The following is a 21,927-nucleotide window of genomic DNA, read 5'->3' on the forward strand; positions in this document are numbered from 1 at the left end:
CAGGAATAAGACAATGAAAAAAACAACACTCGCAGCCGGGCTCCTGGCCCTCTTCGCTTTATCCGCCAGCGCCAACGAGACGCTGACCGTGGGCGCGACGCCGGTCCCCCATGCCGAAATTCTCGAGTTCGTGAAGCCCGAGCTGGCGAAACAGGGGGTCGATTTGAAAATTAAAGTCTTCAACGACTTTATCCAGCCCAACCAGCAGCTGGCGGAGAAAAATCTCGACGCCAACTACTACCAGTACCGCCCTTTCCTCGATAACTACAACCAGACCCGCCACACCCATCTGCTGCCGGTGGTCGGCGTGCATATTGAACCGTTTGGCGCTTATTCGAGCAAATATAAAACAATCAAAGAGGTACCGGATGGTGCTACCGTTGCCATCCCGAACGATCCGGTGAATACCGGTCGCGCGCTGGTGATGCTCAGCAATGCCGGGCTGATTACCCTGAAAAACCCGCAGGATCCGCAGTCGGCGACCAAAGATATCACCGCTAATCCGCATCGTTTTAAAATTCGCGAGCTGGAAGGCGCGATGCTGGCGCGGGCGGTGAATCAGGTCGATCTGGCGTTTATCTTCGCCAACTATGCGCTGGAGGCCGGAATTGATACCGACAAGGCGCTGCTGGTGGAAAAAGGCAGCGACCTGTACGTCGAGTATCTGGTGGCGCGTCCTGACAACATCAACGATCCCGGCATTCAGAAGCTGGCGAAAGCCCTGAACTCAGACCGCGTGCGTAGCTTTATTCTCACCCGCTATAAAGGCAAAATTTTGCCCGGTTTTTAATCGCCGGATGTTCATCGGCAGCCTGCGGGCTGCCGCTTAATTTCGTTAACAGAGCCGCTATCGTGACGCAAAAACCCAACGCCACAACGCATATTCAGTTGAGCCAGATAAGTAAAGCCTACCCCAACGGCGTGCAGGCGCTGCGGGATATTAATCTGCAGATCGCTCAGGGAGAAATCTTCGGCATTATTGGCCGCAGCGGCGCCGGAAAATCAACCCTGCTGCGCCTGTTCAACCGCCTGGAAAACGCCGACAGCGGTGAGATTACCATTCACGGCGAACATACTCGGCACTACTCCCGCAGCCAGCTGCGCGACCTGCGCCGGCGGGTCGCGATGATCTTTCAGCACTTTAATTTAATGGCGACCAAAACGGTGGCGCAGAACGTTGAGCTGCCGCTGAAAATGGCCGGGGTACCGCGGGCGGAAAGGCAGAAACGGGTTGCGGAGATCCTGGCGCTTGTCGGCCTCAGCGATCTGCGCGACAGCTGGCCGGCTAAGCTTTCCGGTGGCCAGAAGCAGCGCACCGGTATCGCCCGTGCGCTGGTCACGCAGCCGGAGATCCTGCTGTGTGACGAAGCCACCTCGGCCCTCGACCCGGAAAATACCCTTGCAGTACTAAAACTCCTTAAAGAGATCAACCAGCGCCTTGGTTTGACCATCGTGCTGATCACCCATGAGATGGACGTCATTCGCACCCTCTGCGACCGGGTCGCGGTGCTTGAGCACGGAGAAATTATCGAACAGGGCGAGGTGTGGCGAGTATTTGGTCATCCCGGACATGCTGTCACGCAAAGCCTGCTCGGCACGCTCCATCATGACCGTGCGGAAGAACGACTCTCGCTGAGCGAAAACCAGCAGCTGGTCACGCTGCATTTTGACGGCAGCAGCGGGCAGGAACCGGATTTACAGCGCATCGCCGCGCTGCTGGGCGCCGATGCCCGCCTGTTATACGGCAGCTGCGAGCAGATTCAGGGACGAGTGATTGGCCAGCTGCGGATACGCCTGGCGAAGCCGCTGGCCAATCCTCATTTACAGCAGCATGCCGGCTGGGTGGCTGACCGCTTAACCCTTTCCGGCGATACGGCAGCGGAGAATGCTGGCGTTTAGCGCAAAAGTGGCAGATTAATACTAAATTATTGCTAATGCTAAATTGCTATAAGCCATAGCCTTTCGGTGTTAGACAGGGCGCTAAGCGCCTCTTATCTTTCGTCATGATTTGTAAATACACTACGCAATTCTTTGATGAGGGAGCACTTTTGTCCAGACTACTGCACGGGTTAAAAACCAAACAGACGCGGTTCGCGCTTGCTCTGAAAATCGCGTTGCTCGGCGGCGCGGTGGCATTTTCTTCTGTCGCCATCGCCGACGAGATCTTAAAAGAAGGGATCACCCCGGCCAGCGATGCCAGCCAGATCCCCGCAGCGGCAAAGCTGCGTAAAGATACCGTCGTGGCCGGCATTTCCGAGCCGCAGGGCATTTTTAACCCCTACTTCTTCGTCAACGGCTGGGATGAAAACGTCACCAACGTGATCTTCTCCCGCCTGATCGACTGGGACAGCCACGGCAAACTGGTGCCGGGTCTCGCCGAAAGCTGGACGGTCAGTCCGGACAACAAGGTCTACACCATCAAGCTGCGCCCCAATCTGACCTTTAGCGACGGCTCGCCGCTGACGGCTGACGATGTCGCCTTTACCCTCACCGTGCTGCTGGACCCGAAATACGACGGCGATACCGATATTACGCTCGCCAATATCGCCGGCGGCGCGGAGTACAAAGCGGCGAAAGCCGATAGTGTCAGCGGTCTGAAAGTGCTGGATCCCTTGACGCTCCAGGTGACCACCACCCAGCCGGGCGCGACGACGTTGGCAAAAATTGGCGGTCCGGTACTCTCCAGAGCGTATTACGGCAAAGGCTACCAGCGCGGCAATCTCGATTATCTGCGCACCCTGCACGGCAAACCGCTGGGCAACGGTCCTTACGTTTACGACAAATACATCCCCGGCCAGGAGATTCGTTTCCACGCCAACAGCCATTTTTATCGCGGTACGCCCCCCACTCCGCGCTTTATCTATCGCGTGACCAACCCGGCGACCAACTTTCAGCTCTTCCAGACGGGCGAAACCGACTACGACGCCTTTACCTCGCGTCCTGACGATATCGAACAGCTGAAAATGCTCGGCTTTGCCAACATCAACCTTTACGGCTCCAGCGACTACAGCCAGGTGGAGTTTAACGTCCGCCGCCCGGCGCTGAAGGACGTCAAGGTACGCCAGGCGCTGATTTACGGCCTCGATCGCCAGAAGCTGATTGATGTGGTCTACCAGGGCTACGGTAAAGTAGCGATTGAGCCTATCGCGCCAATCTCCTGGGCCTGGAACGCCGACGGAGTGAACCCGTATCACTATGACCCGGCGCAGGCGAAGAAGCTGCTGGACGATGCCGGCTGGAAACCGGGACCGGACGGTATCCGCGTCAAAGAGGGCAAACGCCTGGAGTTAACCCTGCTGGTGAGTAAGAAAGTGCTTAACGATGCGCTGATCCCTATCGCCAAAGAGAACTGGCAGCAGATTGGCGTCCTGTTAAAACCGCAGGTCGTCGATTTCAACGCCCTGATGGCGCAGCGTAAGTCGGGTAATTACGATCTGGCGTCGTTCAGCACCAGCACCCTTAACGACCCGCATGATGGCGTCTGGGATTTTTACAGCGCGGAAGCGAAAGAGTCCGGCTATAACAATCCGCAGGTCGATAAGCTGATTACCGAAGGTAACTCGGTGCTCGACGTTGAGAAACGCAAGCCTATCTACCACCAGCTGTATCAGGTACTGGCGCAGGACCCGCCGGTTATCCTTCTCGGCTACCGCGAAATTCTCTCGGCGAGCAGCGCCCGGGTCACCGGCTTCAAACCGGATATCTACAACGGCCTGACCGGCAGCCTGCCGGATGTCAAAATCGTTAAGTAAATCCCCAGCCGCCGGGATGTCCGGCGGCTGACGTGAGAATGCCATGAGAAATTTCATCCTGAGACGGCTGCTGCAAACGCTGCCGATGCTGCTGCTGGCTTCATTCATTATCTTTATGCTGTTTGCCAAAACGCCGGGCGATTTTATCGACGGCAATATCACCCTCACCGCCGCCCGCGCCGCCGAACTGAAGGCGATTTACGGTCTGGACCAGCCGTTACTCACCCGCTATATCCATTGGCTTGGCCAGCTGCTGCGCGGCGATCTTGGGTTCTCGCTGCAGTACCAGATTCCGGTCAGCCAGCTGCTTAACCAGTACATCTGGAACTCCTTCCTGCTGGCCAGCGTGGCGCTGGTGTTCTACTGGGGGATTGGTCTGACGGTCGGCGCAATCTCGGCGCTGAAGCCCAACTCGCTGTTCGATCATCTGGTGAGCGTCGCGGTCTTCGCCGCCATGTCGTTCCCGACCTTTTTCCTCTGTCTGCTGCTGATCAAGTGGTTCGCCGTCGACCTGCACTGGCTGCCGGTTGGCGGGATGACCCGTACCGGCAGCGACGACAGCGGCTGGGGCTATGTGCTACAGGTTGCCGCCCATCTGGTGCTGCCGGTGCTGGCGCTGGTGATGCTCCAGGCAGGTAGCCTGACTCGCTATTTTCGCGCCAGCATGCTTGAGGTGGTGAAAATGGATTTTATCCGCACCGCCCGCGCTAAAGGGCTACGCGAACGCACGGTTATCCTGAAGCACGCCTTGCGGAACGCCCTGCTGCCGATCATTACCCTGCTCGGCTTCGAGCTGCCGGGGCTGTTTTCCGGGGCGATCATCACCGAAAAAGTATTTAACTGGCCCGGGGCTGGACATATTCATATTGATTCGCTGGCCGCCCGCGACTACCCGGTGTTAATGGGATTCACCCTGTTTCTGGCGGTGCTCACCATTCTTGGCAATCTGCTTGCCGATGTGCTTTACGCGTGGGTCGACCCGCGCATTCGCGTGAGGTCCTGATGCTCAGTTCCCTGTTCTCTTCCAACCGACGCCTGCGCGACGCGGAAATTCCGGCGCTGGCGCAGGTTACGCCGTCCCCCTGGCGTCAGGCCTGGCAGGCGCTGCGTCACAATCGTCTGGCGATGCTGTGCCTGCTGCTGCTGGTCATCATGGCCCTCTGGTGTACGCTGGGGCCGCAGTGGTCGCCGTGGAAGGACGATGCTACCGACGCGCTGATGATCAACAAGCCACCCGGCGCGCAGCACTGGCTGGGTACCGATTTTCTCGGTCGCGATATTTACACCCGCCTGCTACTGGCCGGACGCATTTCGCTGATCATCGGCCTGCTGACCATGCTGCTGTCGGTCACCCTTGGCTATTTGCTCGGCGCTCTGTCGGGCTACGCCGGCGGCCTGACCGATAAACTCATCATGCGTTTTGCCGATCTGGTGATGACCATCCCCGGCCTGCCGCTGCTGATTGTCGCGGGAGCGATGCTCTCCGAGCTCGATTTCTCGCCGAATTCACGCATCTATATGGTGGTAGTTATGCTGAGCCTGCTGGAGTGGCCGAAGCTTGCCCGGCTGGTACGAGGGCAGTGCCTCTCCCTGCGCGAGCGCGACTTTATGCTGGCGACCCAGGTGCTGGGCTTGTCGGCGCGGCGCCGTCTGTTTGGTCATCTGCTGCCGAATACGGTACCGATTCTGGTGGTGATGGCGACGATGGCGGTGGCTAACGCTATTCTCAGCGAGTCGGCGCTTAGCTACCTCGGGCTTGGCGTTGTGCCGCCGACGCCGTCGTGGGGCAATATGATGGACGCCGCTAACAGCCTGATCGATTTTCAGCGCCGCCCCTGGCTATGGATGCCGCCGGGGATCGCCATTTTTATCACCGTCATTGCCATCAACGTGCTGGGCGATGGTCTGCGCGACGCCATGGACCCCAAAATGAAACAGAGGCTGAAATGAGTCGCGCATTAATTACCTTTAATCAACTTTCGGTCTCTTTTGCCGCCGACAAAGGCCGGGTACGCGCGGTGCAGGAGGTGTCGTTCACTATCCGCGCCGGGCAGACCGTTGGCGTCGTCGGCGAATCCGGCTGCGGTAAGAGCGTTACCGCCATGTCATTAATGGGCCTGCTGCCGCCGCAGGCGGCGCGCATTGACGGTGGGGAGATACTTTTCGAGGATCAGGATCTGCTGCGGCTGAAAAATGCCCATATGGCCGATCTACGCGGCAATCAGCTGGCGATGATTTTTCAGGAACCGATGAGCGCCCTTAATCCGGTACTCACCGTCGGCGAGCAGCTGTGCGAGCCGCTTATTCGCCACCGCGGCGAGTCGCCGAAGCTCGCATGGCAGCACGCTATCCAGCTTCTGGCTGATGTTGGACTGGCGCGCGCGGATAGCCTGATGGCCAGCTATCCACACCAGCTTTCCGGCGGCATGCTGCAGCGGGTGATGATCGCCATGGCGCTGAGCTGCCAGCCGAAGCTGCTGATTGCCGATGAGCCGACGACCGCGCTGGACGTCACCGTGCAGGCGCAGATCCTGCGACTGCTGCGCGACCAGGCGCGAGCCAACCGGATGGCGATGATGCTGATTACTCACGATCTCGGAGTTATCGCGCAGATGGCCGAACACGTGGTGGTGATGTACGCCGGGCGTATCGTTGAGCAAGGTGCGACAGCGACTATTTTGCGTAACCCGCAGCATCCCTATACCCAGGGGCTGATCGCCTCGCGCCCTGTGCCGGGGGAGCGGCGGCGACGCCTCTACTCAATCCCCGGTCAGGTACCGGACCTCGCCGCCCTTCCCGCCGGATGCGCCTTCGCCGAGCGCTGCGCAAAAGCCACCGCGCGCTGCCGACAGAGCATTCCGCCGCTATCGGGGCATAACCGGCAGGCCGCCTGCTTTTACAGTGAACTTTCGGAGTCCGTGGCATGAGTCATGAATACGTGATTGAAGTGGATGGGCTAAAAAAACACTTCCCGCTACGCGATGGGCTATTCGGCCAGCAGACCGGCGTGCTGCGGGCCGTGGATGGCGTGAGCTTTAAGATTCGCCGGGGCACGATTTTTGGCCTGGTAGGCGAATCCGGCAGCGGGAAAACCACCGTTGGTCGCACGCTGCTGGGGCTATACGAGAAGACCGCCGGCAGCGTGAAGTTTCGCGGCCAGGAGCTTGCCGAACTGTCGCCGCAGGCGATGCGCGCGCTGCGGCCTAAAATCCAGCTGGTTTTTCAGGACCCCTACAGTTCATTAAACCCGCGCATACGCATTGGCGTCGCCATCGGCGAGGCGATGCTGGAACACAAGCTCTGTCGCCGGGCGGAGCTGTATGACAAAACCCTTGAGGTGATGCGCATCTGCGGGCTGTCTCCGCAGCATTACAACCGCTTCCCGCACGAATTTTCCGGCGGCCAGCGTCAGCGCATCGGCATTGCCCGTGCGCTGATCTTAAACCCGGATTTTATTATTGCCGATGAACCGATTTCAGCCCTCGATGTGTCGATTCAGGCGCAGATTATCAATCTGTTTTCCGACCTGCGCGACGACCATGGGGTGACGTTTTTGTTTATCTCCCACGATCTGGGGGTAGTAGAGCATCTGTGCGATGACGTAGCGGTAATGTATCTCGGTCAGCTGGTAGAGACCGCCAGCCGCGATGCGCTATTCAGCAGCCCCCTGCATCCCTACACCCGGGCGCTGCTGGCGGCGGTACCGACCCTCGATCCGGACAGCGAGCCGGTCGCGGCGCTACAAGGTGAAATTCCCGACCCGTCCCGGCCCCCTTCCGGCTGTCGTTTTTCCTCGCGCTGCCCGCAGGCCAGCGACCGCTGCCGCCGTGATATTCCGCTTCTAAGGGAGGTTGCCGACGGCCACCTCGTCGCCTGTCACGCGGTTTAGCGCCGGGTAATCTTCAGAGCATAAAAAAACCGCCCACACGCAGGGGCGGTTAGTTGCGTAAGAGCGAACCGGCTGCGGCTACTCTTCCAGCGCGAAGGCAATAATATCATCGCCCACGTCCGGCGAGTGGCTGGCGCCCCCGGCGGAGATCACCACGTACTCTTTACCGCTTTTCGGTGATTTATAGATCAGCGGAGCCGCCACTGCCCCTACCGGCAGACGAGCGCGCCATAGCTCTTTACCGGTAGCGGAATCCAGCGCGCGCAGGTAGTTATCCTGGGTGCCGGCGAAGAAGACCAGTCCGGAAGCCGTGGACGTTGGGCCGCCCAGCGTCGGCATACCCAGCGGGATATGCATGTGCGTTTTCAGCCCCAGCGGACCGGTATCCTCTACCGATCCCATCGGTACCTGCCACATCAGCTGGCGGGTATTGAGGTCGATGGCGCTCATGGTGCCAAACGGCGGCGTATTACAGGGAACGCCCAGCGCCGACTGCAAGATATCAATCCGCACGCCGCCGTATGGCCCGGCAATTTGCGGACGCACGGTCCCCATAAAGCCGGGCACCTCGTCGGTGGAGACTTTGTATTTCGCCATATCCTCTTTGCGCACCAGCGACATTCTCAGCGGCATCCGCATATCGTTGACGAACAGCGTTCCTGTACGCTCATCGATAGTGATACCGCCCCAGTTCATACCGCCCAGCAGGCTCGGCCATTCGATATACGGCTTCTCTGACGGCGGCGTGTACATACCCAGATAAGTCGACGCTTTGAAGTCGATACGGCACATCAGCTGATCGAACGGCGTCACGCCCCACATCGACTTCTCGGTGAGCGGCTCGACGCCCAATTGCGGCATGCCGGTGGAGAACGGCTGGGTGGCGGAGAGATGCTCGCCTTCCGCGCCGTCGTGGGCCACAGGTCGCTCTTCTACGCGAGTCACTGGCTTGCCGGTACGCCGGTCGAGCACGTAAATCTGCCCGGTTTTGGTGGTCTGGATCAGGACCGGAACCTCTTCACCCCGGTCGTTTTTCATATGGAACAGTACCGGCTGCGACGGCAGGTCATAGTCCCAGATATCATGATGCACGGTCTGGAAGACCCACTTCGTCTCCCCGGTGCTGGCATCCACCGCCACCACGGACGAGCCATATTTCTCTTTGGCCGCGTTGCGATCGCCGCCCCAGTAGTCCGGCGGACCGTTACCGGTCGGCAGATAAATCAGATTCAGCTCTTTGTCAAAGCCCGGCACCGTCCAGACGTTCGGCGTTTCGAGAGTGTAGACGCGCCCTTTTACCGGATCGGTCACGTTTTCCGGCTGGCCGACGTCCCACGCCCACACCACTTTGCCGGTACGGACGTCAAACGCGCGCACCACGCCGGAGGGTTCGCCGTGCACGATATCGCGCACCCAGCCGCCGAGCACCGCAATATGCCCCATAATCACCGGCGTTGAGGTCGGATGGTAGCGTTTGCTGTTTTCGGTATTGTCCATACCCTGTTTCAGATCAACGCTACCGTGGTCGCCGAAGTCATCGCACAGCTCGCCGGTTTTGGCGTTCAGGGCGATCAAGCGGGCGTCGACCGTTGACACCAGGATACGCTGCGGACACTGCTGCAGCGACGGGCTGGCCTTCTCCTCTGCGCTCAGAGAATCATCACTCTGCGCATCCCAATAGCCAACCCCGCGGCAGGTGACGTGCTCGGCGGTTTGCGCGTGCGGGTCAAAACGCCAGCGCGCTTTACCGGTATCCGCATCCAGCGCGGTGACCACGTTCAGCGGCGTACAGGAGTACAGCGTATCGCCAATTTGCAGCGGGGTATTTTCATCGACGCCAATTCCGGCGCCGGTAAGCCGCCGGCCGGTATGGTACGTCCAGGCGACTTTCAGGTTTTTGACGTTTTGCGGCGTAATGTCCTCGTACGGCGCAAAACGGGTGCCGGAGGCATCGCGACCGAAGAACGCCCAGTTATCGCTTCTGGCAGCCAGGGTCGGCGTTTTGTCGTCGCTCGCTTTCACCACGCCGTTATGAATACCGCCGTGCGGGTAAAAGGCCGAGACCAGCGTCGCCAGCAGCACGAGGAAAATCGCCGAAGCGCTCCAGTTGGCGTAGCGTACCCGCGTACGCGGCATCGGCAGCGTCGCCGACAGCCACAGCGCCAGCATCAGCATCAGCGCAGGCACCACCAGTCGTGGGATCAGTCCCCAATAGCTGAGCTGCACTTCATACAGCGCCCAGGCAAGGGTCAACAGAAAAGTCAGAATGGCAAAAGGCAGGACATATCGACTGCGGGCGAGATAGCCGACGGCGATAAGCAGATAAGCAATACCGGCGAGCAGATACCAGGCGCTGCCGCCCAGCGAGAGGAGTTTGCCCCCCCAGATGGTGAAAAAGAGCCCAATGCCAAGGCTCAGTAATACAAAGAGTAATCGGTAGGCGGTGAAGAAAATTCCCCTTCCGCTACCTTGTCGTTCGTCCATATTTCATCCCATACGACGTCAGTCGAAAAAACCAAAACATCTTATATAAACAGCGCCTTATCAGACCAATAAGGACACAGACCGCATATCATGTTGGTTGGACGCTCTCAGGCAGAGCGAAGAACGTAAGGAATTATATGTATTTGTAAAAATAATGTAAAACTATCACGCATGAAATGTTTAAAATTTTTTAATTTATAAAACTAATTTATCAGATGAAGCGGTTGTAAGGCTGAACGCGCGGAGTTGAGGCGAGGAAAGATGAAGGGCAAAACGATTGTCGACCCGCAGCCCCCTGCGGGTCGACAATCTTCACTTTATGCTTATCCGGCGTTACGGCAGAGGCAGATGTCGCCTAGCGCGGCGGCAAGATCCAACTGCGCCAGCTCCTTCAGACCTTCACGCTTGATAAACTGGCTACGGTGCTTACTTTTAACCTCTTCCAGGCTTTTCTTAATCTCGGTTGGCGGTAATTTATACCAGCCGCGTCGATGCTTCTCGCCGCCAATTTCCAGCCAAAGCTCAGAATAACGAGTTTTTACTCTGTCGCTTTTAACATGAAAATCACTATCGATAGCATAGATCTCCTTGATATTGAAAAAGGCTAAAAAACCGTACAGCAGAGTGATAATTAAGTTTTTAGGACGGGTGCCGTGAAGCTCTTTCGTCAGCGCCTTCACCTCTTCATTATCGATATCTTTCCCTCCCTGAATACCGCCAATCCAGGCGCGGCCATCGTCAGTGCAGGAAAAACAGATACTGTAGACGCGTTTATCACCAAGGAACATTAACAGCATGAGCTCCCCTTCCTCCTGAAAAGGCGATGCCAGGAGCTTCACATCAATACTGCTACCGTTTTTCAGCGGAATGGCGATAAGCGTACGGCCAAAGTTCGCCATATCATACAGCTGCGGCAAGGCCTCGGGACGAAAGCTTTTTTCTATAAAATTCAAAGCGCCATGAGCGATATCGAGTTTCGCTCTTTTTGACATCTTTTTATTTAAATAGGCTTTAAAGGGTTTATCTTCAAAGTTAACCAGCCCCTCGGTGGCTCCCGTTAATTTCGCGCAAGCATAGCTGGCGCATAATGTCTGATATTCTTTGTATTTCCCTCCGGTTAAAGATATTTCTCTGCATTTACGCAGTACCTTTTTATAGCTGAGTTTAACCTGACAAATAAATTTATTATGTTTCCGCCATTCTTTGACGGCGGCTACTGCGGTTGTCGATACCATTGACCATAATCCATAGATACATCCATAAGCACGGCAATATTAGCATAATCTTTACAAGTCAATGGCCAGTGTGGCGCTCGTTGTCGATTTGTTTAACAAATAGCGTGATAAACATTCAACAATTTGATGGCTAAAAATGAAATATTCGCTCAACTATTGTTTGTCGCCGCCCACGCCTTTTCTCGTCTCGCCTTGCGCAATAAAACATCCGCGCTTACCGCTATGTGCTACCGGGGCTCAGGCCGGGTGCATCCGCCTGCCGTTTTGCCTATACTTGCACACGGTCAACACTGAACTTAAATGGGTAACGCATGGAAATTGATCTCGATAACCTGGTTTTTAGCGGACTGGAAGAAGCGCAAGAGCGCAACGCTGAACGACTTGAAGATGCCGATAAAAAAGCGCAGGCCATTGTGGCCGATGATGACTGCGGCGACGCCTGTAAGATCTAACGACCAAACCGGCTACTCTGCCGGTTTTTTTATCCCGCCAGCGCAGCCCTCGCCATAAAGCCGTTTGCAACGCGCTTTTTAAAGAAAAATTTTCTCCCAAAGCGCTATTTTACAAATTGAACGTGCAACTTTTTTCTCTGCTGAGTGCGGTAATATTTTGATTATCGTTCCTGCGAGCCGCGCCGTTTTCTGGCCCGCAGGCGCAAATCAATGTCGAGGAGAAAGTCATCCCCTCGATGGCCATTTTTCTGCACCGCTCCAGAGGCTCAGTCATGTCACACCGGGAAAATCGTGCTAAATGGAACCTGTTTATTCAGGCATTAAAACAGGAAGTGAAACCCGCATTAGGCTGTACCGAACCGGTATCTGTCGCCCTCGCCTGCGCCGTGGCGGCGCAGCAGCTCTCTGGCGCGATTGTGCGGATCGAAGCTGCGGTCTCGCCGAATCTGATGAAAAATGGTATGGGCGTCACCATCCCGGGTACGGGGATGACCGGCTTGCCTATCGCCGCGGCTCTCGGCGCTATCGCCGGCGACCCGCAGGCGAATCTGGAAGTGCTTAACAAGGCCACCCGTCGGGAAATTGATGCCGCCAGGGCGCTACTTGAGGTTGGCGCCGTGCGCGTGGTGCTACAGGAACCCTGCGACGAGATTCTGTACGTTCGCGCCAAAGTCTACGCGGGCGATCAGCATGCGACGGTCACCATCACCGGCGACCACACCAACGTGGTGGCGATTGAGAAAATGGGTGAGCCTCTGTTTGTTAAGGACGCAAGCGCAAACGCCGCTCCCACCCGCGATCCGCTGGCGCAGGTCGCCCACAGTTCGCTGCGCGAGATCTATGATTTTGTTAGCGAAGCGCCTGCGCAGACGCTGGAATTTATGCTCGAGGCTGGCGCAATGAACAACGCCCTTTCAAAGAAAGGGCTGAGCAAAGAGTGGGGATTGCATATCGGCCCGACGCTAAAGCGCCAGGTCGACAAAGGACTGGTTTCCGATGATATGTTTAACGAGATCCTCTACCGCACCAGCGCCGCGTCGGATGCCCGCATGGGCGGCGCATCGCTGCCGGCGATGACCAACTCCGGCTCCGGCAACCAGGGCATCACCGCCACCATGCCGGTGGTCGTGGCCGCAGAGCGTCTTCACGCCAGCCAGCAGCAGCTGGCCCGCGCGCTGGCGCTATCACATCTGGTCGCCATTTATATTCACTGTCAACTTCCGCGGCTATCGGCCCTCTGCGCCACCACCACCGCCGGAATGGGTGCCGCGGCGGGGATTATCTGGCTGATGAACGGCAGCTTTGACACCATCGCCATGGCGGTTAATAACATGATTGGCGACGTCAGCGGCATCATATGCGATGGCGCTTCCGGTAGTTGCGCAATGAAAGTGTCCACCAGCATCTCTTCCGCCTGGAAAGCGGTTCTGCTGGCGCTGGATAATTCGGTTGTTTCCGGCAACGACGGTATCGTCGATCGCGATGTGGAAAACTCCATTCGTAATCTTTGCGCCATCGCCGGTCGGGCCATGCAGCATACCGACCGACAAATTATCGAAATCATGGCGCACAAGCGTTATTAGGTTTGACGCGGCGCTGGACGAATGGATGCCGGGCGTTGTCCGGCGGTAAAGCGTCCACTGCCCCTCCGCCGCAGCATGTAAAAAAACCACGCCGGCATGCACGCGCGGGCGTGGTTCGATTTTTGGTTAACGTCGTTGTTCAGACGCGAGGATAGTAAGCAAAGAGCGCCGGCGCGCCGCCGGTATGGACAAACATCACCGGCCCGCTGCCGGTGAAACGCGTTGTTTTCACGCCATCGTTCAGGCCCGCTATCGCCTTGCCGGTATAGACCGGATCAAGCATGATCCCCTCCAGACGCGCCAGCAACGCTACCGCCTCCATCCCTGCGGTATTCGGCATGCGTCCCCGCGCTGCCGGAGGACACCACCACGGACTGCACACATCTGCTCGCACTGCTCCGCTATCTCCAGCGCGCACTCAACGTAGCCCAGCGACCCCAGCGCGTTTGAGCCGCCGACGGGAACAATATAGGGTTTAGCCCCTTCTGCCGAAAGCCGCTCGCTGAACTGCTGCAGCTGCGCATCCGAATCGTAAAGCTCTGCAACCATTTCTGACTCGCAGCCCATCAGGCTAAACAGCAGATGGTTGCCGTTGCAGAGATAGTTAGGCTCTGCGGTTTGAATGGGATTCTCCAGCAGCGCTGCGCACTTCAGACCCAAATGCGCGGCTGCCGCCGGCGGTCACCAGCGTATCGCTGGCCTTTACTGATGGCATCTGCCGCCAGAAACTCAAGCTTTCTGAACTTATTACCGCCCATGCCAGGATGCGAAATATCGTCACGTTTTATAGAGATATCGCGCTGCAAATATTCCGACAGCCGCTGCAGATGCTGAACGGGAGTGACGCCACCAACCAGCGCGACGCGCGCTAAGCTGTTGAGATAATGTTTTACCGACATAGCCCTCTCCTTGATATAAAAACGGCGGCTAATAAGCCGCCGTTGAGCCGTCTTTCGCGTGAGTTATCCCTGCCAGGCGATAGCTTCAATTTCTACTTTAACGTCCTTTGGCAGCCGGGCGACCTCTACGCAAGAGCGCGCCGGGAAAGAAGCGTTACGCTGGGTGAAGAACGCCGCGTAGGCATCATTAATGGCAGCGAACTCGTTCAGATCCTTGACGAAGATAGTCATCTTACAAATATTGGCGACCGTCAGGCCGCCGGCCTCAATGATTGCCTGAATATTCTCGAGGCTCTGTCGGGTCTGGCCTTCGGCGCACTCGGGAATAGTGCCCGTTTGCGGATCGATGGGTAGCTGACCAGATGTAAAAATAAAATTTCCGCTGCGCACGCCCTGGATATAGGGGCCAATTGCCTGCGGCGCATTTTCTGTCGCGATAGCCTTAGTCATAGCAAATCCTTTAAGAATATTGGGTTAAAGAGTGAAGCCGACAATTAAATAAACAATGAGCGCCAGCCCGCCCGTCACCAGCGCATAAGGCAGCTGGGTGCGAATATGTTCAATATGGTCACAGTTGGTCGCCATCGATGCCACGATGGCATCACTGGAGATAGGCGAAGTCATATCACCAAAGATTGAGCCGGAAATCGCCGCGCCGATCATAAAGTGCGGATCGATGCCTAAGGACACGCCGAGCTGGACGCCAATTGGAATCATGATGGCGAAGGTTCCCCAGGAGGTACCGGTGGCCAGCGACATCACCGCGGCAATCAGGAAGATAAAGCCGATCGAAAAGCCGGATGGAATAACGCCGGAGGTTATCGAAGCAATATACTGTCCGGTATTCAGTTCCGCCGAAATATGCCCCATCAGGAAGGCCAGAATCATGATTGAGCTGATTTTCACCATACTGGCGTAGCCGATATACAGCTCTTTAAAAAAGTTTTCTACGTTCAGAATACCGCGCAGGCGAAACCAGATAAAAGAGACGACGGTGCCAAACATGACGCCGGAGTAGACCGACATGGAGCCGCTGCCTTTGGAGAATTGTCCCTCGCCGGTGATATATAGCACTACCGGCACCATAAGTACGGTGGAAAGGATTGGAATAAAGAAGTTGAGCAATGAGTTGCAGGCCGGATGATCAATCACCGGGTCCGCTTCCTCTTCGCCATGCTCTTGTTCTATTTCCGTCTGGACCGTTTCAAACTTAACCTCCGCCTTTTTCATCGGCCCCCAGCTACAGCCGGAGAGGATATAAAAAAGCACTGAGGCTAATGAAAACCAGGCCATCGTATTCCAGACCATCGAGCTTGCCAGCACTTCAAATGGCTCGCCGGTCAGGTAGCCTTGCGCAATCTGGACGCCGATAACCCCCATCATCGCCGCTCCCCAGCCGTTGATCATCACCGACGAACAAACGGACACGCAGGAAGTCTGGATAATATAGGACATCTTTTCCGGCGAGACTTTATAGCGCCGGGCAAGGTTTTTCGTTGATGCGCCGGCAATCAGCTGGTTTATCGAACTCTCGATAAAGATTAACGATGTCACCACCATCGCCAGTAGCTGGACCGACTTTTTATTGGTGACGAAATCATTTTTCTCCGAAAGAAACTGCACCAGCTTTCGCACGCCGCCGGTGACCACAATCAGCCGCATAATGCCGCCGATCATCACCATAAAAATAATCGTTCGCGCATTACCGGCGGAGGCAAAGGTTTCAATAATTCCGTTCAGCGTGCCGCCAACGCCCTGGATAATGCTGTGGTGAATCACCGCATAGCCGACAAAAATACCGGTAAGCAGAGAGAGGATCACCTGGCGGGTCAGAATCGCCAGAATAATGGTGACCAGCGGAGTAATTATCGTCCAGATGCCATAATCATGCATGATGGTTATCCTGTTTGAGGTCCATAGCGGCGAAGGCAATATCCAGGTCCTGGAGTAAGTCATCGATATGTTCAATGCCGACGGAGAAGCGCAGCGTCGTGTCATAAACGCCGATCGCTTCCCGCTCCTCTTTTGACATCGAACCGTGGGACATTGAGGCCGAATGGTTAATCATGCTCTCTACCCCGCCCAGCGATTCCGCCAGCACAAAATAGTGCAGACCGCCGATAAAGCGTTTCAGGCTCTGCATGTCTCCCTTCAGGGTCGCGGTCACTACCGCGCCGCCCGAACGCATTTGCTTCTTGCATAGCTGATGCTGAGGGTGCGACGGCAGCCCCGGATAATAGACGCTGGCAATCGCCGGATGGTTTTCCAGATATTCCGCCACGCGCAGGGCATTACTGCACTGACGCTCCATGCGCAAATCCAGCGTTTTCATACCGCGCAGGGCAAGGTAGGCATCAAAGGGCGAGGCAATAGAGCCGATCGTTGTTTTAATAAAATCGAGCCTCGAGGCGAGCGCTTCATTATTGGTAATAACCGCGCCGCCTATTAAATCAGAATGTCCGCCAACATATTTACTGGTGGAGAGCATGACCATGTCCGCCCCCATTTCAAGCGGTTTATGGTTCCAGGCGCTGGCAAAGGTATTATCAACGCAGGTGGTAATGGCGTGTTCTTTAGCAATACGACACACTTTCGCGATATCGACCAGTTCAAGTAATGGATTGGTCGGCGTTTCAATCCAGATTAAGGCGGTGTTTTCCTGAATATTCGCCATCAGGCTCTGCTCATCGTTCAGATCGATATAGGAAATTGTGGCGCCGGTGGTGTGCGTTTTTAATTTCTCAAACAGCCGCCAGGTTCCGCCGTAGACGCCCTTCATCGCAATAATATGTGCGTCTTTGGGCAATAGTTCCATCACGATATTGGTGGCCGCCATTCCCGATGCGGTAGCGGTGGCATATATCCCCCCCTCCAGCTCGGCAAGTGCGGATTCATAAGCTTTACGCGTTGGATTGGAAACCCGGGAATAACAAAAATCGCCGCCTTCATAAAGGTTAGGCTGGATAAAAGAGCTGGCTGTGACAATCGGGGTAAATATAGCGTTGGTTACCGGATCGGATTGGCTTCCAGCATGAACGGCCAGGGTAGCAATATCTTTAGTTCTGGTTTTCATAGGATATACTCAAACTATTATTAGTCATAAATATCGTGAGTTCTTATTTACGTGGTCAGCGAAGTTGGCACGTAAGACTTCCGCCAAAACTCCGTTTAATAGCCAAAAAATAAACGGTCATATAATCATCAACATCGTGATTTGCGTTCTTCGACCACCATTAAAATGTATATTAGGCGCGGAAGAAAATCTTACCTATTTTCCCTCTAATCCGCGAATAATGGAGAAAATTGTTCTCTGCGCGAAAAAATCATCTACCATTAACTTATTGATAAATAAAACATTGATTTTAAATGGTGATGTTAATCACAAAAATATGGGGGAAAACTTACTCTTTAACCGCCTGCGGCCACGAAACGATTTTTCTCATACTGGTGCCAGCGATAGGGCTCCTGAGTTCCCTCATATACGCGCTATGCAGAATGAGTTAGAGCTATTTGCGGCGCAATGCTGTATGGTTGTAAGCCCTTAACTCAGGAAATATCATATGTCAGAACGCAAAGACGCTAAAACTCGCCGTAATTATCTCGTAAAATGTTCCTGCCCTAACTGCTCTCAGGACTCAGAACACAGCTTCAGCCGAGTACAAAAAGGTGCTCAACTCATCTGCCCCTACTGCCATAAATTTTTCCAGTCCTCTGCAAAAACCGCTGCTTAATTATCCCTTGTCAGAAGCCGATTATTGCGCATGATTGCACAATAATCAGCCAGCGCTGATGGCGTTTTTTTGGCAAAGTAAAAGCCCGCAAGCGCGGGTTTTATTTCGATTTGCATAGACTTCCCACTCACTTACTGTATAGTCGTGCCGGTTTTCATATTTAAAAGGTATTTATTTGTTCCAAAAAATGACAGGTATTGTCAAAACATTTGATAATAAAACAGGCAAAGGCCTGATCATCCCCTCCGATGGTCGCAAAGACGTACAGGTTCATATTTCCGCACTATCGCCCGGCGAGCCAACCACAATCAGCCCCGGCATCCGCGTCGAATTTCGTCGAGTCAACGGACTGCGTGGCCCGACCGCCGCCAATGTTTATCTTTCTTAAAACACAGTATAAAACGTCAATAGCTGCTGAATAAGTCACCTCGCCGGTTAAAACATGGCCAGGAAATGCTTCACCGTGCGCGAACGCTCGTAGCGTCGCCAGGCGATAGCAATATCGGTTTTTAGCGGCGCGCCCGCCAAAGGGTGGTAGCTGACGCCAGGTAGCGTGATGCAGGTCATCGACTGCGGCACCAGCGCAAAGCCGAATCCGGCTTCCACCATGCTGAGCGACGACGATATTTGCGATGACTGATAGGCTCGCTGCACGTCAATACCGGCGCGCAGATAGCTGTTGAACACCAGCTCATACAGGCCAGGGGCCACTTCGCGCGGAAAAAGAATCGGCGCCACGTCGGTAAGCTGCTCGAGCGCGAGTTCGTCGCATGACGACAGCGGATGCGAACGCGCCAGCGCGATCACCATCGGCTCCTGATCGATAATACGCAGATTGAAGGCTTTACTGCTTTCACAAGGCAGGCGTACAAAAGCAATATCCAGCTCCGCTTCGCCAAGCGCCCCCATCAGCGTCGCCATATTGCCCTCGATTTGATGCAGCGTTACCGCCGGGTAACGTTGTTGGAACTGCTGCAGCAGGCTAAAGATCTGCGGATGGAAGGCATCAGAACTGGTAATGCCCAGCGCCAGCCGACCGTTCAGTCCGCGGGCGATCCCTTTCGTCTTTTCGAGCGCCGCATCGCTCAGGGCGAGGATCTGGCAGGCATCCTCATAGAACGACTCCCCCGCTTCCGTCAGCTCAACGCCGCGCGTTAAACGGCGGAAAAGCGGCGTGCCAATTTCCCGTTCAAGCCGTTGAATTTGTTGGCTTAAAGGCGGCTGTGAGATACCAAGTTCTTTTGCCGCTTTAGTGAAATGTCGCGCCTCGGCGACGGCGACAAAGTAGCGCAGATAACGAAGTTCCATATCGAAAACGTCTCAAACAAGCATAGATTCTATATTGGAACTGTGAGCTGAATCGCGTCAACATTTATTTAACCTTTCTGATATTCGTTGAACGAGGAAGCGGGTAATGAACCATTCTGCTGAATGCTCTTGTGAAGAGAGCCTGTGTGAAACTCTACGAGGGTTTTCCGCGCAACATCCCGATAGCGTCATCTACCAGACCTCTCTGATGAGCGCGCTGTTGAGCGGCGTTTATGAAGGCAATACCACCATCGCTGATTTACTCACCCACGGCGATTTTGGCCTGGGAACCTTTAATGAACTGGACGGCGAGCTGATCGCGTTTAGCAGCGAGGTATACCAGCTGCGCGCCGACGGCAGCGCCCGTAAAGCCCGAATGGAACAGCGCACGCCGTTTGCGGTGATGACCTGGTTTCAGCCGCAGTATCGTAAAACGTTCGATAAACCGGTGAGCCGCCAGCAGCTGCACGACATTATCGACCAGCAAATACCCTCCGATAATCTCTTCTGCGCCCTGCGCATTAACGGTCATTTTCGTCATGCGCATACCCGCACCGTACCGCGCCAGACCCCGCCCTACCGGGCGATGACCGACGTGCTCGACGACCAGCCGGTGTTCCGCTTCAACCAGCGCGAAGGGGTACTGGTCGGCTTCCGTACCCCGCAGCATATGCAGGGCATTAACGTTGCCGGCTACCACGAACATTTCATCACCGATGACCGTCAGGGCGGCGGTCATCTGCTCGATTATCAGCTCGACCACGGCGTGCTGACCTTTGGCGAAATCCACAAATTGATGATTGACCTTCCTGCCGATAGCGCCTTCCTGCAGGCGGATCTGCACCCGGACAATCTAGATGCCGCCATTCGCTCAGTCGAAAACTAAGGAGATTCTCGTGGATAATCAACATCAACCTCGCCAGTGGGCGCATGGCGCCGACCTGATCGTCAGCCAGCTGGAGGCCCAGGGCATTCGCCAGGTCTTCGGCATTCCGGGGGCAAAAATCGATAAGGTCTTTGATTCGCTACTGGACTCCTCAATTCGCATTATCCCGGTACGCCACGAGGCCAACGCCGCCTTTATGGCCGCTGCGGTTGGCCGCATCACCGGGAAAGCGGGCGTCGCGCTGGTCACTTCCGGCCCCGGCTGCTCCAATCTGATTACCGGTATGGCCACCGCTAACAGCGAAGGCGATCCGGTGGTGGCGCTGGGCGGTGCGGTAAAACGCGCCGACAAGGCCAAACAAGTGCACCAGAGTATGGATACGGTGGCAATGTTCAGCCCGGTAACCAAATACTCGGTGGAAGTCACCGCATCCGATGCGCTGGCGGAGGTCGTGTCTAACGCATTTCGCGCCGCCGAGCAGGGACGGCCGGGAAGCGCCTTCGTCAGTCTGCCGCAGGACGTCGTCGATGAGCCAGTCCACGCCAGGGTGCTGCCCGCCAGCGAAGCCCCGCAGACCGGCGCGGCCCCGGACGACGCCATTGAGCGAGTGGCGAAGATGATTGCCGGGGCAAAAAATCCGGTATTCCTGCTCGGTCTGATGGCCAGCCAGACGGAAAACAGCGCGGCGCTCCGCGAATTGCTGAAAAAAAGCCATATCCCGGTCACCAGTACCTATCAGGCCGCCGGCGCGGTAAATCAGGACCACTTTACGCGCTTTGCCGGACGGGTTGGGCTGTTCAATAACCAGGCCGGGGATCGGCTATTGCATCTCGCCGACCTGGTCATCTGCATTGGCTATAGCCCGGTGGAGTATGAACCGGCGATGTGGAATAACGGTAACGCCACGCTGGTGCATATCGACGTGCTGCCCGCTTACGAAGAACGCAACTATACCCCGGATATCGAGCTGGTCGGCGATATCGCTGCCACGCTGCACAAACTCTCCGGGCGTATTGACCACCAGCTGGTTCTGTCGCCGCAGGCCGCGGAGATTCTTGTTGACCGCCAGCACCAGCGGGAACTGCTCGATCGCCGCGGCGCGCAGCTAAACCAGTTTGCGCTTCATCCGCTGCGCATCGTTCGCGCCATGCAGGATATCGTCAACAGCGACGTAACGCTGACCGTCGATATGGGGAGCTTTCATATCTGGATCGCCCGCTATCTCTACAGCTTCCGCGCTCGTCAGGTCATGATTTCCAACGGTCAACAGACCATGGGGGTGGCGCTGCCGTGGGCGATTGGCGCCTGGCTGGTGAACCCGCAGCGCAAAGTGGTTTCGGTTTCCGGCGACGGCGGTTTCCTGCAATCCAGTATGGAGCTGGAGACCGCCGTACGGCTAAAAGCTAACGTCCTGCATATCATCTGGGTCGATAACGGCTACAACATGGTGGCAATTCAGGAAGAGAAAAAATATCAGCGGCTATCCGGCGTTGAGTTCGGCCCGGTGGATTTTAAAGCCTATGCCGAAGCCTTCGGCGCCAGAGGGTTCGCGGTCGAGAGCGCCGCCGCCCTTGAGCCGACGCTGCGGGCGGCGATGGACGTCGATGGCCCCGCCGTGGTCGCCATCCCCGTCGATTACAGCGACAACCCGCTGCTGATGGGCCAGCTTCATCTCAGTCAACTACTTTGAGTCACTACAGAAGGAATC

The 21,927-nt window shown here is 56.0% G+C and carries 20 protein-coding genes and 1 pseudogene; 14 read left to right on the forward strand and 7 right to left on the reverse strand.

The window, feature by feature from the left end; all coding sequences use genetic code 11:
* Positions 1-13: 13 nt before the first annotated feature.
* The 7 genes from ACSIPU_RS03440 (at position 14) to ACSIPU_RS03470 (ending at position 7,641) form a co-directional block, all read left to right on the forward strand.
* Positions 14-790: a MetQ/NlpA family ABC transporter substrate-binding protein gene (locus ACSIPU_RS03440; RefSeq protein ID WP_032728368.1), complete on the forward strand. Its 777-nt coding sequence runs from the start codon at positions 14-16 to the stop codon at positions 788-790.
* Positions 791-852: 62 nt separating this feature from the next.
* Positions 853-1,899, forward strand: coding sequence for a methionine ABC transporter ATP-binding protein (locus ACSIPU_RS03445; RefSeq protein ID WP_004102769.1), 1,047 nt, complete (start codon positions 853-855; stop codon positions 1,897-1,899).
* A 149-nt stretch (positions 1,900-2,048) separates the two neighbouring features.
* Positions 2,049-3,752 (forward strand): ABC transporter substrate-binding protein, encoded by a 1,704-nt coding sequence (locus ACSIPU_RS03450; RefSeq protein ID WP_004102771.1) that lies wholly within the window; start codon positions 2,049-2,051, stop codon positions 3,750-3,752.
* Positions 3,753-3,795: 43 nt separating this feature from the next.
* Positions 3,796-4,755 (forward strand): ABC transporter permease, encoded by a 960-nt coding sequence (locus tag ACSIPU_RS03455; protein WP_004102780.1) that lies wholly within the window; start codon positions 3,796-3,798, stop codon positions 4,753-4,755.
* Positions 4,755-5,702 (forward strand): oligopeptide ABC transporter permease, encoded by a 948-nt coding sequence (gene opp4C / locus ACSIPU_RS03460; RefSeq protein ID WP_016810070.1) that lies wholly within the window; start codon positions 4,755-4,757, stop codon positions 5,700-5,702. Before ACSIPU_RS03455 ends, opp4C begins: the two co-directional genes overlap by 1 nt.
* On the forward strand, positions 5,699-6,679 hold the full coding sequence (locus ACSIPU_RS03465) for an ABC transporter ATP-binding protein (RefSeq protein WP_049593043.1): 981 nt from the start codon (positions 5,699-5,701) through the stop codon (positions 6,677-6,679). The genes opp4C and ACSIPU_RS03465 overlap by 4 nt, the downstream gene beginning before the upstream one ends.
* Entirely contained in the window at positions 6,676-7,641 is a 966-nt protein-coding gene (locus ACSIPU_RS03470) for an ABC transporter ATP-binding protein (RefSeq protein ID WP_024274290.1), read from the forward strand. Before ACSIPU_RS03465 ends, ACSIPU_RS03470 begins: the two co-directional genes overlap by 4 nt.
* Before the next feature lie 78 nt (positions 7,642-7,719).
* Here the strand turns inward: ACSIPU_RS03470 and ACSIPU_RS03475 are convergent, their stop codons facing one another.
* Together ACSIPU_RS03475 and ACSIPU_RS03480 are read right to left on the reverse strand one after the other, a co-directional pair.
* Complete coding sequence (locus ACSIPU_RS03475) at positions 7,720-10,125, reverse strand: membrane-bound PQQ-dependent dehydrogenase, glucose/quinate/shikimate family (RefSeq protein WP_196557517.1); 2,406 nt, start codon at positions 10,123-10,125, stop codon at positions 7,720-7,722.
* A gap of 323 nt (positions 10,126-10,448) precedes the next feature.
* Positions 10,449-11,360 (reverse strand): DUF535 family protein, encoded by a 912-nt coding sequence (locus ACSIPU_RS03480; RefSeq protein ID WP_023321141.1) that lies wholly within the window; start codon positions 11,358-11,360, stop codon positions 10,449-10,451.
* A 311-nt stretch (positions 11,361-11,671) separates the two neighbouring features.
* Between ACSIPU_RS03480 and ACSIPU_RS03485 the strand changes: the two genes are divergently transcribed.
* Complete coding sequence (locus ACSIPU_RS03485; protein WP_004102786.1) at positions 11,672-11,812, forward strand: hypothetical protein; 141 nt, start codon at positions 11,672-11,674, stop codon at positions 11,810-11,812.
* Between the two features lie 272 nt (positions 11,813-12,084).
* The gene (locus tag ACSIPU_RS03490; protein WP_134882777.1) at positions 12,085-13,395 is read left to right on the forward strand and encodes an L-cysteine desulfidase family protein; all 1,311 of its coding nucleotides are present in this window, start codon (positions 12,085-12,087) and stop codon (positions 13,393-13,395) included.
* Positions 13,396-13,534: 139 nt separating this feature from the next.
* Here the strand turns inward: ACSIPU_RS03490 and ACSIPU_RS03495 are convergent.
* From ACSIPU_RS03495 to ACSIPU_RS03510, 4 genes and pseudogenes are all read right to left on the reverse strand, one after another.
* Positions 13,535-14,294: pseudogene (locus ACSIPU_RS03495) on the reverse strand (pyridoxal-phosphate dependent enzyme).
* A 63-nt stretch (positions 14,295-14,357) separates the two neighbouring features.
* Positions 14,358-14,744 (reverse strand): RidA family protein, encoded by a 387-nt coding sequence (locus ACSIPU_RS03500; RefSeq protein ID WP_004102792.1) that lies wholly within the window; start codon positions 14,742-14,744, stop codon positions 14,358-14,360.
* Positions 14,745-14,768: 24 nt separating this feature from the next.
* Positions 14,769-16,187 (reverse strand): Na+/H+ antiporter NhaC family protein, encoded by a 1,419-nt coding sequence (locus ACSIPU_RS03505; protein ID WP_004102794.1) that lies wholly within the window; start codon positions 16,185-16,187, stop codon positions 14,769-14,771.
* The gene (locus ACSIPU_RS03510; protein WP_023321146.1) at positions 16,180-17,367 is read right to left on the reverse strand and encodes a trans-sulfuration enzyme family protein; all 1,188 of its coding nucleotides are present in this window, start codon (positions 17,365-17,367) and stop codon (positions 16,180-16,182) included. Before ACSIPU_RS03510 ends, ACSIPU_RS03505 begins: the two co-directional genes overlap by 8 nt.
* Before the next feature lie 64 nt (positions 17,368-17,431).
* Between ACSIPU_RS03510 and ACSIPU_RS03515 the strand changes: the two genes are divergently transcribed.
* The 3 genes from ACSIPU_RS03515 to cspF all read left to right on the forward strand — a co-directional run bounded on the left by ACSIPU_RS03515 (position 17,432) and on the right by cspF (position 18,413).
* Positions 17,432-17,839, forward strand: a complete 408-nt coding sequence (locus ACSIPU_RS03515; protein WP_435321599.1) for a hypothetical protein — start codon at positions 17,432-17,434, stop codon at positions 17,837-17,839.
* A 15-nt stretch (positions 17,840-17,854) separates the two neighbouring features.
* Positions 17,855-18,025, forward strand: coding sequence for a YnfU family zinc-binding protein (locus tag ACSIPU_RS03520; RefSeq protein ID WP_213799282.1), 171 nt, complete (start codon positions 17,855-17,857; stop codon positions 18,023-18,025).
* Positions 18,026-18,200: 175 nt separating this feature from the next.
* On the forward strand, positions 18,201-18,413 hold the full coding sequence (gene cspF / locus ACSIPU_RS03525) for a cold shock-like protein CspF (protein WP_017145721.1): 213 nt from the start codon (positions 18,201-18,203) through the stop codon (positions 18,411-18,413).
* Positions 18,414-18,460: 47 nt separating this feature from the next.
* On the opposite strand, the gene ACSIPU_RS03530 is transcribed toward cspF, so the two are convergent.
* Positions 18,461-19,333 carry a LysR substrate-binding domain-containing protein gene (locus ACSIPU_RS03530; protein WP_004102798.1) on the reverse strand — a complete coding sequence of 291 codons (873 nt, stop codon included), beginning with the start codon at positions 19,331-19,333 and terminating at the stop codon, positions 18,461-18,463.
* A gap of 106 nt (positions 19,334-19,439) precedes the next feature.
* Here ACSIPU_RS03530 and budA point away from each other — a divergent pair, with 106 nt between their 5' ends.
* Positions 19,440-20,219 carry an acetolactate decarboxylase gene (gene budA / locus ACSIPU_RS03535; RefSeq protein WP_004102800.1) on the forward strand — a complete coding sequence of 260 codons (780 nt, stop codon included), beginning with the start codon at positions 19,440-19,442 and terminating at the stop codon, positions 20,217-20,219.
* Positions 20,191-21,909: an acetolactate synthase AlsS gene (alsS, locus tag ACSIPU_RS03540; protein WP_227628657.1), complete on the forward strand. Its 1,719-nt coding sequence runs from the start codon at positions 20,191-20,193 to the stop codon at positions 21,907-21,909. The genes budA and alsS overlap by 29 nt, the downstream gene beginning before the upstream one ends.
* Positions 21,910-21,927 lie beyond the last annotated feature (18 nt).

It is taken from the genome of Klebsiella sp. HN106 (genome assembly GCF_051209435.1).
GTDB classification, from domain to species: domain Bacteria; phylum Pseudomonadota; class Gammaproteobacteria; order Enterobacterales; family Enterobacteriaceae; genus Klebsiella; species Klebsiella oxytoca.